The 12839-nt window shown below is 68.3% G+C and carries 12 protein-coding genes; 4 read left to right on the top strand and 8 right to left on the bottom strand.

Annotation, left to right across the window (positions count from 1 at the left end; translation table 11 throughout):
• Nucleotides 1-72 precede the first annotated feature (72 nt).
• Genes ACPXY0_RS16370 through ACPXY0_RS16355 form a run of 4 tightly spaced genes read left to right on the top strand, consistent with a single transcriptional unit; the run spans nt 73 to nt 5566 of the window.
• Nucleotides 73-870, top strand: coding sequence for a M16 family metallopeptidase (locus ACPXY0_RS16370; protein ID WP_423926378.1), 798 nt, complete (start codon nt 73-75; stop codon nt 868-870).
• Complete coding sequence (locus ACPXY0_RS16365) at nt 867-2903, top strand: insulinase family protein (RefSeq protein WP_423926376.1); 2037 nt, start codon at nt 867-869, stop codon at nt 2901-2903. The genes ACPXY0_RS16370 and ACPXY0_RS16365 overlap by 4 nt, the downstream gene beginning before the upstream one ends.
• Nucleotides 2904-4817, top strand: coding sequence for a glucosamine-6-phosphate deaminase (gene nagB / locus ACPXY0_RS16360; protein ID WP_423926374.1), 1914 nt, complete (start codon nt 2904-2906; stop codon nt 4815-4817). It abuts the gene before it with no gap.
• Between the two features lie 44 nt (nt 4818-4861).
• Nucleotides 4862-5566, top strand: coding sequence for a TIGR02206 family membrane protein (locus ACPXY0_RS16355; protein ID WP_423926372.1), 705 nt, complete (start codon nt 4862-4864; stop codon nt 5564-5566).
• Nucleotides 5567-5703: 137 nt separating this feature from the next.
• On the opposite strand, the gene ACPXY0_RS16350 is transcribed toward ACPXY0_RS16355, so the two are convergent.
• The 8 genes from ACPXY0_RS16350 to ACPXY0_RS16315 all read right to left on the bottom strand — a co-directional run bounded on the left by ACPXY0_RS16350 (nt 5704) and on the right by ACPXY0_RS16315 (nt 12835).
• Nucleotides 5704-8376, bottom strand: coding sequence for an amylo-alpha-1,6-glucosidase (locus ACPXY0_RS16350; RefSeq protein WP_423926370.1), 2673 nt, complete (start codon nt 8374-8376; stop codon nt 5704-5706).
• 303 nt (nt 8377-8679) lie between these two features.
• Nucleotides 8680-8898, bottom strand: a complete 219-nt coding sequence (locus ACPXY0_RS16345) for a hypothetical protein (protein ID WP_423926368.1) — start codon at nt 8896-8898, stop codon at nt 8680-8682.
• 54 nt (nt 8899-8952) lie between these two features.
• On the bottom strand, nt 8953-9444 hold the full coding sequence (locus ACPXY0_RS16340) for a hypothetical protein (protein WP_423926366.1): 492 nt from the start codon (nt 9442-9444) through the stop codon (nt 8953-8955).
• A 6-nt stretch (nt 9445-9450) separates the two neighbouring features.
• Nucleotides 9451-9633: a hypothetical protein gene (locus ACPXY0_RS16335; protein ID WP_423926364.1), complete on the bottom strand. Its 183-nt coding sequence runs from the start codon at nt 9631-9633 to the stop codon at nt 9451-9453.
• 275 nt (nt 9634-9908) lie between these two features.
• A complete protein-coding gene (locus tag ACPXY0_RS16330) occupies nt 9909-11396 on the bottom strand; it encodes a leishmanolysin-related zinc metalloendopeptidase (protein ID WP_423926362.1) in 1488 nt (495 codons plus the stop codon).
• A gap of 76 nt (nt 11397-11472) precedes the next feature.
• Nucleotides 11473-12057: a DUF2335 domain-containing protein gene (locus tag ACPXY0_RS16325; protein ID WP_423926360.1), complete on the bottom strand. Its 585-nt coding sequence runs from the start codon at nt 12055-12057 to the stop codon at nt 11473-11475.
• The gene (locus ACPXY0_RS16320) at nt 11975-12223 is read right to left on the bottom strand and encodes a hypothetical protein (protein ID WP_419943609.1); all 249 of its coding nucleotides are present in this window, start codon (nt 12221-12223) and stop codon (nt 11975-11977) included. The genes ACPXY0_RS16325 and ACPXY0_RS16320 overlap by 83 nt, the downstream gene beginning before the upstream one ends.
• A gap of 192 nt (nt 12224-12415) precedes the next feature.
• Complete coding sequence (locus ACPXY0_RS16315) at nt 12416-12835, bottom strand: secondary thiamine-phosphate synthase enzyme YjbQ (protein WP_423926358.1); 420 nt, start codon at nt 12833-12835, stop codon at nt 12416-12418.
• Between the last annotated feature and the right edge of the window lie 4 nt (nt 12836-12839).

Genomic DNA, 12839 nt, shown 5'->3' with positions numbered 1-12839 from the left:
GCCGCCGCCGGGGGCGCCGCCTATTTTCCGCGCTTCTCTGCGATCAGATGGCCCTTCTGCCGAGAGCTACGGATGAAGATGCTCCGCTCGCGCGCACTCGCGCTCTTCCCGTTCACCGCCGCCATGCTCCTCTTCGCCACGGGCGCGGCGGGGCAGGCCTTCGACCCGACCGATCGGATCCCGCCGGACCCATCCGTGATCGCGGGGGCGCTCGACAACGGCCTCCGCTACTTCGTCCAGGAGAACGACCAGCCGGAGAACCGGGCGGAGTTGCGCCTCGTCGTCAACGCCGGATCGATCCTCGAGGGCGAGGATCAACTCGGACTCGCGCATTTCGTCGAGCACATGGCGTTCAACGGGACCCTGAACTTCGAGAAGCAGACGCTCGTCGACTACCTCGATTCGATCGGGATGCAGTTCGGCCCGGACATCAACGCCTACACCAGCTTCGACGAGACCGTCTACATGCTCCAGGTGCCGATGGACGACCCGGAGATGCTGGCGACCGCCTTCCAGATCCTCGAGGACTGGGCGCAGGACGTGCTCTTCGACCCGAAAGAGGTCGACAAGGAGCGCGGAGTCGTGATCGAGGAATGGCGGGGCGGGCGGGGGGCCCAGGCGCGCATGCAGGACAAGCAGTTCCCGATCATGTTCGAGGGGTCGCTGTATGCAGAGCGTCTCCCGATCGGGAAGCCCGACATCCTCGAAACCGCCCCCGCCGAGAGGCTGCGCAGCTTCTACGCGGACTGGTACCGGCCGAACCTGATGGCGATCGTGGCGGTCGGCGACTTCGATGGGCGCGAGATCGAAGCGACGATCCGGGAGCAGTCGCCGGGTTGCGTGGCCCCGCCGAACCCCGTCCGCGGATGACGGCCGAGATCCCCATCGACCATCCCGCACGCGTGGCCATCGCGACCGACACCGAGGCCCCGCAGAGCCAGGTCGGGGTGCTCTACAAGCAGCCCCCCGCCCCACGCGGCACCATCGCGGACTTCCGCCGCGGCCTCGTCGAGGGCCTGTACTCGGGGATGCTGAACGCCCGCCTCGACGAACTGAGGCAGCAGGCCGAGCCGCCGTTCCTGTTCGGGCTCTCCGGACAAGGCCAATTCGCGCGCGGCGTGGATGCATACCAGCTCATCGCCCTGGTCGCGGAGGGCGGGATCGAGCGCGGGCTCGAGACGCTGCTCACCGAGGCGGAGCGCGTGGTGCGGCACGGGTTCGCCGAGACGGAACTCGAGCGGCGGAAGACCGCGGTGAGGCGGTCGTACGAGCGCCGGCTCGCGGAGCGCGAGAACCAGGAATCGGGCGGACTGGCGGGCCGCTACGTGCAGGTCTTCCTGCAGGGGAGCGCGTACCCCGACATCGAGACGCAGATGGAACTCGTGGACGCCTTCCTCCCCGGGGTCACGCTGGACGAGACGAACGGCGTCGCCCAGGCGTGGCTGGCCGAGCGCGGCCGCGTCATCCTCGTCAGCGCGCCCGAGAAGGAGGGGCTCGAGACGCCCACCGGGGAGGCTCTCGTGGGCGTGTTCGCCGCGGTCGGCGGGCGGGAGATCGCCGCCTACGAGGACGCGGCCGCCGACGCCCCGCTCCTTCCGGCCGTCCCCGAGGGTTCGCCGGTCGTGAGCGAGGAGACGCTCGATGAGGTGGGGGTCACCCTCTGGACCCTGGAGAACGGCGTCCGCGTCGTGCTGAAGCCCACCGACTTCAAGGACGACGAGATCCTCTTCTCCGCGACCAGCCCCGGCGGTACCTCGCTCGTGCCCGACGACCTCTATCCGAAGGTGTCGCTCGCCGGCGCGGTCGTGAGCCAGGCCGGGGTCGGCGAATTCGACCAGACCGCGCTGCGCAAGAAGCTCACCCGCAAGGCGGTGAACGTCTCCCCGTCGCTCGGGTCGCTCTCCGAGGGGCTGGGGGGCTTCGTCTCGCCAAGGGACATCGAGACCGCGTTCCAGCTTGTGTACCTGTACTTCACCGCGCCGCGACGGGACGAAACCGCGTTCGAGGCCTTCAAGGCCCAGCAGTCGGGGGTCCTCGCGAACCTCGGCGCCAGCCCCGACGTCGTGTTCTCGGACACGGTCTCGGCCACGATGGCCCAGGGGCATCCGCGGGTGCCGAGCCTCTCGCAGTTCCTGGAGAACCTGGAGCAGGCCGACCTCGACGCGGCCTGCCGCCTCTACCGCGAGCGCTTCGCGGACGCCAGCGACTTCACCTTCTATTTCACCGGCACCTTCGATCTGCTGGAGATCCGGCCGCTCGTGGAGCAGTACCTCGGCGCACTCCCCGACCTGGGACGGGTCGAGACCTGGCGCGATACCGGCATCGATCCGCCCGCGGGCGTGATCGAGAAGTTCGTGTACAAGGGGTTGGAACCGCAGAGTCGGACCAAGATCATCTTTTCGGGCGAGGCCGAGTACTCGCGGCAAGAGGCGAACGCGATCTCGGCCATGGCCGACATCCTCGACATCCGGCTGCGGGAAGTGCTGCGGGAGGACCTGGGCGGAACGTACGGCGTGGGCGTCGGCGGGTCGCTCAGCTACCGGCCGGACGAGGAATACAGGGTCACCATCAGCTTCGGCTCGGCCCCGGAACGCGCGGACGAACTCTCCACCGCCGTGTTCGAGGAGATCGAACGGCTCAGGGCCGAGGGGCCGGACGCGGAGACGGTGGACAAGGTGCGCGAGACGCAGCGGCGGACGAAGGAGACGAACCTGCGCGAGAATCGCTACTGGCTGGGCCAGTTGGCCGCCTTCGAGCGTGCCGGAAGGGACCTGAACGAGATTCCGAGCTACGACGCGATCGAAGGCTGGACGGCGGAACAGGTGCGGCAGGCCGCGATCCGCTATCTGCGCACCGACCAGTACGCCCGCTTCGTGCTGCTGCCGGAACAGAAAGTCCCCTAGATGAGCGGATCCACCTACGCGCGGCGGGAGCGTCTGCCCGTCCGCCTGATGCCGGACCACGACAGCATCGCCGCGGAGGTGGCGGGGCGGATCGCCGCGCTCATCCGCGGACGGGCCGGGAACGGGCGCCACGCCGTGCTCGGCCTCGCGACCGGTTCGACCCCCGTCGGGGTGTACCGGGCACTCATCCGCCTGCACCGGGAGGAAGGGCTCGACTTCTCCAACGCGGTCACCTTCAACCTCGACGAGTACTTCCCCATGCGGCCCGGGAGCTTCCACAGCTACCACCGCTACATGCGGGAGCACCTGTTCGATCACGTCAACATCCCCCCGGACCAGCGCCACATTCCCCGGGGCGACGTGCCAGAGGCGGAGGTGGAAGCGCACTGCACGGAGTACGAACGTCGCATCCGTGAGGCGGGGGGGATCGACTTCCAGATCCTCGGGATCGGGCGCAGCGGCCACATCGGCTTCAACGAGCCCGGCTCCGAGCACGAGTCTCGCACCCGGCGCCTCTATCTGGATACGGTCACGCGGGCGGACGCGGCGTCGGACTTCTTCGGAGAGGAGAACGTGCCGCCCCAGGCGATCACCATGGGCGTGGCGACGATCCTCGAGGCCCGCGAGGTCGTCCTCCTGGCGACAGGGGAACACAAGGCCGCCATCGTGCGGCGGTCGGTCGAGGGGGAGGTCCACGCCGACGTGGCGGCGACCTTCCTCCAGCAGCATCCCGCCGCGACGGTCTATCTCGATCCGGCCGCCGCCTCGGACCTCACGCGCATCCGCACGCCGTGGCGGGTGGGCGAGGTGGAATGGACGCCGGAACGGGAGACCGCGGCGGTCATCTGGCTGAGCGGGCGCACCGGGAAGTCGATCCTCCACCTCGCGACCGACGACTACCGCGCCAACCACCTCGCCCCGCTCACCTCCAGACACGGTTCGGCCGAACCGCTCAACGGGCAGGTCTTCAACGCGCTGATCTCCAAGATCCGGGGCAAGAGCCGGCTCCCGCGCGGCCAGGAGATCGTCGTCTTCTCGCCCCATCCCGACGACGACGTGATCTCGATGGGCGGCCTGCTGCGGAAACTGGTCGAGAACGGCAACCGCGTGACCGTGGCGTACCAGACCTCCGGGAACATCGCCGTGTTCGACCACGAGGTCCGGCGCTACCTGGACTTCCTCCGTCGTGCGGCCGGCGTGATCGACCTCGGGGCGGCCAGGACGCTCGAAGCAGCATTGAGCTCCGTGGAGCACCGGCTCGCACGCAAGGAACCGGGTGGCGTGGACGCCGGCGTGGTGCAGCAACTGAAGCGGATCATCCGGGAGAGCGAGGCGATCGCCGCCATCGAGTCGCTGGGCCTGTCCGCGGACCGGGCCCGCTTCCTGAACCAGCCCTTCTACCAGACGGGGAAGGTGAGGAAGAACCCGATCTCCGAAGCCGACGTGGAGATCGTCACGGAGCTGCTGGAAGAGATCCGTCCGACGATCGTGTGCGCGGCGGGCGACCTCTCCGACCCGCACGGGACGCACCGCATGTGCCTCGAGACTGTCGAAGCCGCCCTCGCCCGCTACGGAGGCGACCCGCCCTGGCTGTGGCTGTACCGGGGCGCGTGGCAGGAGTGGAGCCTGGACGAGGCGACCGTGCTCGTGCCGCTCTCCGAAGGCGAGGTGCGCGGCAAGGTGCAGGCGATCTTCCGGCACGAGTCGCAGAAGGACTCGGCGCCCTTCCCCGGACCGGACCCGCGCGAGTTCTGGCAGCGCGTGGTCGACCGCAACCGCGGGACGGCCGACCTGCTGCGCGCCCTCGGCCTCCCGGCGTATTACGCGATGGAGGCGTACATGACGCTGCGCGAGGGACGGCGGGTGGAGGGACCGGAGATCCCCACCTCGTCGCTCGCGGACGCGGACGGGTGAGGCGGGGCGCCGCGGCCACGGGCCGAAGCATGTGAGGGGCTGACATGGGCCAGTTCTTCGGGACGGAGCTGCAGCCGCTGGATCTCTTCGGCCCGGCGCATCTGGTGGCGTCCGGCATCCTGACCCTGGTCGGGTTCTGGTTGATCCGCGCCGGCATGGCCGCCGACGAACGCGGACGACGCCGTCTGCGGATCGGGATCATCGCCACCATCATCCTCTTCCGCATCACGAAGCATGCGTGGAAGGCGTCCGTGGGGCTGTGGGTCGTGGAGACCGACCTGGCCCTGCACCTGTGCAGCGTCATGTCCTGGATCACCGTGTACGGGCTGTGGACCCGGCGCCCGTGGACCCTCCATATCATGTACTTCTTCGGCATCGCCGGCGCGGTGCAGGCGGTGCTGACCCCGGACGCGACGTTCGGCGTTTGGCACTACACCTTCGTCGAGACGATGGCGTCCCACGCGATCCTCGTCATGGCGGGGATCTGGGCGGTGAAGGTGGAAGGCTACCGGCCGACGGCGCGCGACCCGTGGCTCGCGCTCGGCCTGCTGAACCTGTACGCCGTGGTGATGTATCCCCTCAACCGGCTGCTCGGATCGAACTACCTGTACGTCATCGACAAGCCGCCGACGGCTTCGATACTGGACTACTTCCCGGGCTGGCCGTGGTACATCCTGCTCCTCGAGCCGCTGGCGATCACGCTCTTCCTCGCGCTGTATCTTCCCTTCCGGAACCGCACTGCCGGCTGACCCCGGCGCGGAGATTTGCCTCGACTATAAGTCGATTCCTGGTAGTTATCGTCATTCATTCTTTTTTGTGCAGAAGTATGTTCAAAAGAGAGGCTCGACATTCACACATTCGCCCGCATATCGATGTCTGACTGACGCTACATTCGGGGGATCAGGCGGACGGTCGCTGCGGCGCGCGCCTCGCCTTCGGCGAACCCGATCCTGACGACTCCGGGCCCGGAATCCGAGACGCGCACGGAGCCGCTCGTGACGGAGGACGCTACCGGAGTGCCGAACAGGGAGATGTCGTAGGTGCGACCGGCCGTCCCCTCCACCGAGAGGGTCCACCCGCCCGGGTCGGCGGCGAAGTCGAGGATGCGCAGGCCGGTGCTCCGCTGGCCGGGCTGGAGGGCAACCCGGGGTGGCGACACGGCGAGGCCGCCTTCCCAGGTCACGACGATCTCGGCGCGCTCGCCCGTCTGGGTCCCGGCGCCGGTGATCACCTCGAAGCTGCCGTCTGGCCCGAGTTCCGTGTCGACGGCGTTCACCCGGACCGCCACCTCCCGCGCGCCCGCCGGCACGTCGGGGACGAAGTCGAACGTCAGCGGCGGCCCGGTGGTCGTCAGCGTCGTGCGCCGTTCCCCGCCCGCCGAAGTCCACCGCTGGCGGATGGCCACGTCCGTCGTCGTCCCCCCGGCCCGGAGGCGCCGAACCGTCACCTCCGGCCAGTCCGGCGGGAGCTGCGGGGCGAGCCGAGCGCGGCCAAGCGGCGCATCGGGCTCCCATCCGAGCACACCCCGGAGCAGAGGCGTCGCGAGCATCGATGTGGCGAAGAACTGGTGCGGGACGGTCTGGTCGAGGGGCTGGTAGAAGGACCCCGACAACAGCTCCGGGTGACGCCCCAAGCTCCAGTCGAAGGTCATCTGCTTCACCGCGTCCATGAGGTGGAAGCCCGCCCACGGCCGCCGGTACCGGTACTGGCCCCATGCCACGAACCCGGTCACGAAGGGCCACACCGTGCCCATGTTGTACTGGAGCGGATGGTACAGATCGCTCTCCGTCGAGAGCATGTGCGCGCCCCAGTCCGAGGACACCCGGTCGCTTGCGAGGTGGGTCAGCGTCGACCGGGCACGCGTCTCGTCGAAGAGACCGAACGCGGCCGCTGTGGCGGGCCACACGGTCAGGTTGTCGTTGGTGCGGCCATCTGCGAGGATCCCGAAGGCATGATGGCCCGCTTCCTCAAGCCAATACGCGTCGTCGAGGGTCGCCCGCGCATCGGGAGCGATCTCCCGTGCCCGACCCGCGATCTCTGCATCGCCCATGCGCTCGGCCAGCGCCCTGGTTCCCTCGAGAGCCGCGACCCAAACCCCCGCCAGGTAGATATCCTGGTGGAGCGCCGCCCCGAGACCGCCGACCTCCACGGCCCCCAGCCCACCCACGGTGTTCTCGATGATGCCGTCGCCGTCGGTCTCGGCCGTGAGGCACCACGCCCACGCGCGCCGGTACGCGGGCCACAGCTCCCGCAGCAGTTCGTCGTCGCCGCTCGCGCGCCAGTACTCGTAGAGTGCCACCATCCAGTAGGGCGTCGTGTCCGCGTGATAGTACGCGTACGGGTAGACGTCGAACCACGGAACCCGCGCAGCCGCCTGCGAGATTTCGTGCGTGATCTTGCCGTCCTCGCGCTGGTACCTCGCGAGGAAGGCGAGTTCTTCCGCCACCAGCTCCCACTGGCCGAGGGCGTCCATGGCGAAGGTGTTGATCGCCGCGTCACCGCCGAAGAACCAGCCGAAGCCCGGGCGCGTCCCCTTGCCGGAGAGGCCCCAGCCGGCCACGAACCCGCAGCCGAGGTCGGGGTTGCAAACGCGCTGTTCCTCCAGGTTGATCTTCGCCCACTCGAGGGCGAGATCCAGCTCCGGGTCCGGCGACTCGATGGAGACCGTTGAGGCGAGCACCGAGTCGGCCCACGCCCGTCTCGCGTCGTACAGGGAGCGGGCATTCGAGATCATCCGCTCGTAGCTGTCGAAGACCTCCTCGCGGGGCATGGTCCCGCCCGCCACAGCGATGGGGATGAACTCGCGCCGGGCCCTCTCCGGGTCGACGGGGATCACCATGGTGCGGGGCGCCTCCCCCAGCTGGTGGGCGGGATGCTCCACCGAGTTCACGGCCCAGGGGGACCCGACCACGGCGTTCTGCGCCTGCAGGCTCTCCGAAAGCACGAAGACGCGCCGGCCGGCGTCCCAATAGGCGTACTGCCCTCCGACCGACCCCGGCCACATGTAGTTCAGCACCGGCTCGAACTCCGCGGTGATCTCCAGCGGCTCGGGACTGTCCACCTCGAGCAGGATCAGGAGGCCGGGGACGTCGGCGGGGGCGAGGATGTGCTGCCGCACCTGGAACGCCGCGTGGCTGTATGTGATGGTCGCGAGCTCGGGTCGGAGCTGGACGGTGCGGGCGACCGCGCTGCCGGGGATGGGCGCTCCGTAGGCCGCGGTCGAGAAGCCGAGTCGGAACCGGTTCCCGACCTTGAGGGGATGGACCCACAACTCCGCCTCACCGGTCTCAAGCCCCAGCCACGCCGACCGGGGTCCGGTCACGCCAAGATACTCGCCCGGACGCACCGGCCCCGAGAGTTCGATCGGCGACCGGGCGATCTCGAAGCGGGGGACCGATAGGGCGGCCAGATCGGACGGAACGCCCGCTGGTGTTTGCGAGGAAGCCACGCTCGGCGAGGTGGCCGAGATCGCGACCAGCAGCAGGAGCGAGATCACACGGGGGCTGCAGTCGATCTTCATCGTCAGGTTCCTCACTCCCGCGACAACGGTTCCTGCCATCCGGCCATCCCCGGAACCGCACGGCTCTTTCGGAAAACTACGTCTCGACTCACCCCGGACAAACCGCCTCTCAGGGCTTGGTTGACTCAAGAAGACCGTTGGGGCGAAGTTTTCCGGGAGTTCGTCGTGGAAAGGGAGGAAGGCGGGCGGGTCCAATCCCGTGGGCTCGTCTGCCGGGGGAGCAGGCATTCAAGAGAACTCTGGACACATGAACACGAAGATAAGGAGATGGCCGCCGAATCGCGTCGATGGGCTGCCGGCATTCCCCGAGGGGTGGTATTTCGTCGCAACCCGCAAGACCGTTCAGACGACGATCGACTCCTCCACCTCCTCCGGGGTGGCGCCGGGATAGACCATCGAGACTTCGATGTGGTAGAAGGGGACCGTGGGCCATGCTTCCCGCTCGAGGCCGGTCCACGACATGAGTCCGGCGGCGATGATGCCCCACATCAACAGGTTGGCCGCGATGCCGTTGCCCGCCATGTAGGCGAGCGGCCCGGAGCGCTCCCGGAGCGTCTGCAAGTCGGGCCTCGTCGCGGCTCAGCGCGGCACGAGCCGCCTCCAGCTGGGGCTCCCTCAGCGTGAGCGGACTCGCCTCGGGCGGGGCGCTGCCCCCGTCCCTCGTCGGTCGGCATAGAGCTCGTACTGGGCGCGGGCGATCGCCGCCTGTTCCTGCTCCTGGAGGAATGCAACCTGCCTGGAGGCGAGATTGGCTTCGGCTTCCTGCAGGCGGTACAGATAGTCCGCCTCCTCGATGCGGAAGAGCGTCTGTCCCGCCCGCACCCGCCCTCCGCCCTGGAACCCCGGATCCACCCAGACGACCTTGCCGCCCACCTGCGGCGCGATGTCGATCTCCGCGCCTGGTCGTACCGTTCCGGACCCGTACACCGGTATGGCGCCCGACCCTGCCGACACTCGCCCGGTCTGCGCGAACGGAACCTGCGGAGGCGGCTCCCGGCTCTCGGGCTCAGGGGCCAGCGAGCGCAGAAGCGCCACCCCCCCTACCGTAACAACGGCGATGGTGACGATGATCCTGAAACTGGATCCAAAGAGTAGTCTGCGCAGCATGGTGATCTACTCCGATGAGGTCGAGAGACTCGACCGGGCGAAGGCGAAGCCGTTGACTTCCTCGGCCGGGAACAGGCTGAGCCGGCAGACAGGTTTACCGGCCGGCATGTCGCGCGAGAACTCGAGGAGGAACCAGCCGTCGGGGAAGGACGTGAAGGGGGATCGGCTGCCCGAATCCGGTGCCTCCATGCCGCAGTCCTCCTCTTCTTGCCGAGACGTGGCTCGCTCAGCCTGAGCATGGAAATCCGGGGTTTGCTCTGTCAACGAAGCGCGCGTGGGCCGCGCGAACCCGGCCTCGCGCGGGCATGCGGCCGTAGCGGGGTCCGGGAGCGAGGCGCGCCGGGCTGACCTGACAAAGCAGGTCTCCTGACTGTTGATCAGAGTATGTGCGCCACAGTGCCACGTTTGTCTCTTGCCCTGAATGAATCGGTTGCCAAGTGCTCTTGTCCTATCCAGGCCGGCAGCTAGCGGTTGCGGAGGACTCGCACGACGCGGCCAGCCGGATCGACCACCTGTAGCGGACCGGTCAGCACGTCGTCGCCCAGGTTGACCACGCGGCCCGCTTCCTCGCCCGCGGCCGCCCGCCGGGCGGGGAGCGTGTACGGCTCCGCGAGGCTGACATCGACCGTGTAGCCGAGATCGGCCATCGACTGGATCGTGATCGCGCTGAACGTCTCCGGCGCGCCGAGTGCGTTGAGCGGCCGCATGAGTTCGCCTCGCAGCACGGAACTCCGCCAGTGGAGGTTCGCGCTCCCACCCCCGCCGAGGTTTTCGACCGGGACCTTCGCGCCGCCCGTGTAGTCCGCTCCGCCCGCTTCGTCGAACGCGGCGAGCGCAAGGGGACCCACGAAGTGAGTGTCGATCGCCCCCACGCCGAAGGAACGATCGCGAAGCAGGCCGAGACGGGGCCAGAGCAGCCCGAACCCCAGCGTGTGGGCGATCTCGTGGACGGCCAGTTCCATCGCGTCGCCTGATCCGATGAGATCGTCGAAGTCCGACACGTCGAAGAATGCGACGCCGACGGCCGGCAACATCGACCCGTCCCGAAGCCGGCACATGCCCGCCTGGGCAAGCGTCCTCCCCGGACCGTCGATGTCGCGGAACTCAACGAGGACCAGCAGATCATCGATGGTTCCCGCCGGCTCAGATGTGCGCGCGCCGTGACACTCCAGGTGGTCGCCGACGGGCACGTCCGGAAGCTCCGTGTCGGCGAGGACGGACATCCAGAGTTCCGCGGCCGAGAGGATCGCGGCCCGCTGCGGCTCGGTCGCCGACCCGATGAAGTCGAGGGTGATGTCGAATGCGCCCCCGGTTGGCCGGACCTCGACGCCGAACGACAAGGTCGCGGTCAGGCCGCCGGGATCGCGGGCGGTCACGGTCACGATCGCGCTCCCCCGTGCGAGTGCGACGACTCGCACCGTGTCGTCCACCGCAGCTGCGCTCACCACAGCCGGGTCCGAAGACGCCGCCTCGTACACCAGCGGATCGCCGTCGGGGTCGGTGAAGTATTCCGACGGGTCCACGCGCACCGTATCTCCTGCGGTCAGCGTCAGAGCGGAGATCGGGCCCGCGGCCAGCGGCGCCCGGTTCGGCACCGTCACCTCGAATCGAAGCGCGGCCGCCCGTCCTTCGGGGTCACGGGCCGTCACCGTCACCGTCGCCGTGCCTCGGGACACCGCAATCACCCGCACCGTGCTGCGGGACAGTTCGGCGGCGGCCACACCCGGATCCGACGAACGGACTTCGTAGGAGAGGACATCCCCTTCCGGAGCGCTGAAGTAGGCCGTCGCGTCCAGCGTCGCCGCGTCCCCCGCAGCCAGCTCCAGATCGGGCGCGGTGCCGATCACGGTCGGGGGCCGGGTCAGCGCAGGTTCAGTGCTCCCGTCGCCGCACGCCGCCGTCCCAGCGACGGCAAGGACCAGGAACGCCCGGAATACGGCCCTTCCGGACACCTCGCCGCGCCGACAGCTCAGGGCTAACACGAACTCACGGCGGGCACGGCTTGGGTTGGCTTGTCCAGACCCGGAATCAATTCCGGGCGGGTGGCCAGTCGGAGTCCTCGGCGACACCCTCCGCAGATGGGTGCGGTTCGAGGTGCTGCCCCGGGGGCTTGGTTTCGTCCTTCTGACCCCGGAAACCCCGGAACCAGTTGGGAAGGCGACCCAGGACGAAGATTGCGGCAACACCTACAAGCGTCCAGCCGCCCAGTGTCATCGCAAAACCTTCGTAGCCCAGGTACAGCGTCCATCCGCTGCAAGCCAAGACGGCGAGCACGACGGCGGCCCCAACCATTTGTCCCCGTCGTCGCTCGGCGAAGACGCCTTGAACAACCCTCGTGCCGGTTTGGATCTCGTGCTCGGACGCCTTCTCCGCCATTCGGATGATACGATCCGCGGAACCGGGAACGAATTCTTCGTACTGTTGCAAGAGTTGGGGCGGTGGGAGTGGCCCCTTGATCGTGACGCTTCGGGAGCTGGCGATCAGGGTCCCGCGACCGGGCTCATCCGACGCCACAGGGCGCTCGACAGCATCAGGTGTTCGGGCGGTCGGCTCTCCTGGACTTCTCTCGGTTATCGCCCGCGAATCCGTTCGGCGGCGTTTCTTCTTCGCCATCCTCAAACTCTTCGATTGCGTGCCAAATCGCCCCGCCCGTCCTTTCCCAGCTGCGACGAATCACGGTATCCGCATCGTACGGATACAAATCGTCATCCTTCGTCTCTGGCCACAAGTCAAAGATGGAGCCGAAGCCCCTAACAACGTTCAGCAAACGCTCTGCCATGAATGCGCTCCTGCGCCGGGTCGACCCGGGGTTCTTGTACTCACCCTAAGTACGGCTGTCAACACAGTATGAAACCCCAACACGGCCGCTCGGTTCGAGGTCAAGACCGAACAGGAGAATACGGCGCTGTCGCGACGGGGACGAGGGCAACACGGACAAGGGTACTCCCGCGCTACACGGCTCGAGCCGGGGTCATGCGCCGGTGGCGTGGAGAACCACGGTCCGGCTATGCGGGCGGCGTCGGTGCTCGAACAGGTAGATCCCCTGCCAGGTGCCGAGGGCGGGCGCGCCATCGACGAGGGGGATGGCCAGGTGGGTCTGCGTCAGCGCCGCGCGGATGTGGGCCGGCATGTCGTCCGGCCCCTCCATCGTGTGGCGATAGACGGGGTCATCTTCGGGCACCAGGCGGGCGAAGAACGTCTCGAGGTCGAGGAGGACATCCGGGTCGGCGTTCTCCTGGATCGTGAGAGACGCCGAGGTGTGGCGGATGTAGACGGTGAGCATGCCCGTCTCGATCTCCAGCTGGGCCACCCATTCGAGGATCGGGCGCGTGATCTCGTACAGGCCCTTCCCTCGCGTCTCGACTCCCAGCTGCCGGACGAACTGTCTCATCCCG

Origin of the sequence: Candidatus Palauibacter sp., from assembly GCF_965237495.1 — a bacterium.
Taxonomy (GTDB): Bacteria; Gemmatimonadota; Gemmatimonadetes; order Palauibacterales; family Palauibacteraceae; genus Palauibacter.
This window is presented reverse-complemented; position numbering and strand designations above follow the sequence as displayed.

What these genes read in the sequence shown, in the direction of transcription:
- ACPXY0_RS16320 (WP_419943609.1), bottom strand. Translation starts at nt 12,223, where the DNA reads ATGGCAGAGCGTTTGCTGAACGTTGTTAGGGGCTTCGGCTCCATCTTT.
- nagB (WP_423926374.1), top strand. Translation starts at nt 2,904, where the DNA reads ATGAGCGGATCCACCTACGCGCGGCGGGAGCGTCTGCCCGTCCGCCTG.
- ACPXY0_RS16315 (WP_423926358.1), bottom strand. Translation starts at nt 12,835, where the DNA reads ATGAGACAGTTCGTCCGGCAGCTGGGAGTCGAGACGCGAGGGAAGGGC.
- ACPXY0_RS16340 (WP_423926366.1), bottom strand. Translation starts at nt 9,444, where the DNA reads ATGCTGCGCAGACTACTCTTTGGATCCAGTTTCAGGATCATCGTCACC.
- ACPXY0_RS16365 (WP_423926376.1), top strand. Translation starts at nt 867, where the DNA reads ATGACGGCCGAGATCCCCATCGACCATCCCGCACGCGTGGCCATCGCG.
- ACPXY0_RS16335 (WP_423926364.1), bottom strand. Translation starts at nt 9,633, where the DNA reads ATGGAGGCACCGGATTCGGGCAGCCGATCCCCCTTCACGTCCTTCCCC.
- ACPXY0_RS16370 (WP_423926378.1), top strand. Translation starts at nt 73, where the DNA reads ATGAAGATGCTCCGCTCGCGCGCACTCGCGCTCTTCCCGTTCACCGCC.
- ACPXY0_RS16350 (WP_423926370.1), bottom strand. Translation starts at nt 8,376, where the DNA reads ATGGCAGGAACCGTTGTCGCGGGAGTGAGGAACCTGACGATGAAGATC.
- ACPXY0_RS16355 (WP_423926372.1), top strand. Translation starts at nt 4,862, where the DNA reads ATGGGCCAGTTCTTCGGGACGGAGCTGCAGCCGCTGGATCTCTTCGGC.
- ACPXY0_RS16325 (WP_423926360.1), bottom strand. Translation starts at nt 12,057, where the DNA reads ATGGCGAAGAAGAAACGCCGCCGAACGGATTCGCGGGCGATAACCGAG.